The 1707-nt window shown below is 46.5% G+C and carries 1 protein-coding gene; it reads left to right on the top strand.

Translation table 11 applies throughout. From position 1 onward, the window contains the following. Window positions 1–794: 794 nt before the first annotated feature. Window positions 795–1346 (top strand): hypothetical protein, encoded by a 552-nt coding sequence (locus tag BM396_RS32530; protein WP_139239624.1) that lies wholly within the window; start codon window positions 795–797, stop codon window positions 1344–1346. The last annotated feature ends 361 nt before the right edge of the window (window positions 1347–1707 follow it).

The raw sequence follows: 1707 nt of genomic DNA, 5'->3' as shown, positions 1-1707 counted from the left end.
CGGTTCTCGGTCGTCCACATCGGCAGCCTCCACACAGGCCGCCTTAAATCACAAACCCCTCACATCACTCAATATGTCGCCGGACAGACACTCAGGGCGGTTAACCGCCCCGGATAGGTAACTTGAAGGTCGTAGATGGACAGCATCAGTCGCCAATCGATTCCTAGATCAAAGAGAATATTCGATCGCGTTTTCCGATACGGGGGGGAGATGACAATCGAATGACTTCAACCTGGTTCACCGACGTCACCAAGAGCCAGATCGACTGGTTGCCCCTGTTAAAGCATGGACCTCCCGGCCTGGGTGTGGTTGACAATCAAGCTCTTAAAGTCCCAGCTTTTATGACTAGTTTTGACTGCAATTTCATAAAATCTATACAATGCCAATGGATGCATTCATATGACAGTTATTTATCGTTTATATCTTGAGCTTGTATACTTAATAAATGTAATAATGAAATCAAATTAAGTGTAAATATTCCTTTGTAAATCCCATAAGGACAAACCGTCAATGATAATCCCTGAATTTAAAAAATATTACTATGATATTATGAAATCGATTCCCTACATACTGCCCGTAAAACATAACAGACATAATTATAGGATGTAGCACGTTACCTCATGCTTAAGGATAAGAAATTTTTGCTGCCCATTGAGGGGTGTTCTGGGCCTCGCTACGCTGTGACTGATCGCTTTCCGATTAATATAAACACAAGGGGTGGACATGCGCCAAAAAGCGCCCACATGACTCTAGAAACTGTAAAAAAATCAGCTCAAGAATTGTAATGGATAACGGTGCGCAACATGAGCAAATCTTCACTTGATGACAACACAGCAGCGAACCGTATTCGGCTTCACAATATGGAGCAGCGTCATAAAAGACTGCAGATCGCTTTGTTGCAATATCCCGAGTTGGCTAAAGCTAAGCCTTTTGAGAATGTTACCCGCTTCGCCGAACTCAGAGATCAAGTGATTGAGCCGACCATGCACGCATTTAGCCGCGCCGGTTCACTCGGCAACTACGCTCATCACGTCGTCACTGATAACGATCACACCGACGAAGCCCTTGCTGTCGTCGGTGCCGGTATACGATTGATCCTCTCCGATACCGCACTACCGAATGGGATCAATCTTTATGAAATTCCTACCCTAAGCTTCTATCATGATCGATTAGAGCAATACGTGCAGTGTCGTGTTGAAATCTACGACGCGTCTCGGGATGGCGATGACCGCCTTGTTCATTGTCTCAACATCGAGACTCCGCTCGACTTTGACGCCTTAACGGCTGCCGCAATCGAAACCAAGCTCCATCTATTCATGGAGGCGCTAGCGCAATATTCAATCTGATCACGAACGACATAATTAATAAACCTTGCTATCGAACAAGTATAACACCGAAACCTCATACCTTCATCGACAAAAGTGAAGGTCAACAATTCAATGACGAGACTTACATGATCATTCAACTCGGCGGCCACCTCGAACGCGCTTTTCTACTCGCAGGGAGGCGTCAAAGCACTTCACAGCCTCCGTTGGTAGAAACTGAACGTCTTCCTGCTGCAACAGATGCCTATCGGTCGTTCTTCCATCGTGCAGGAACCATCGCCGTCTTATCTAACCCGCTTTATTCACCAGGGTTTGGCTGGCGACGTGTTTTGAGCTGAAGGCGAGCGGGATCGTGCGTCTGTCCTGACGCGTATGGATCTGG

It is taken from the genome of Methylobacterium sp. UNCCL125, from assembly GCF_900116795.1.
GTDB classification, from domain to species: domain Bacteria; phylum Pseudomonadota; class Alphaproteobacteria; order Rhizobiales; family Beijerinckiaceae; genus Methylobacterium; species Methylobacterium fujisawaense.
Note: the sequence above shows the minus strand (reverse complement) of the source record. Positions and strands in the feature narration are given on the sequence as shown.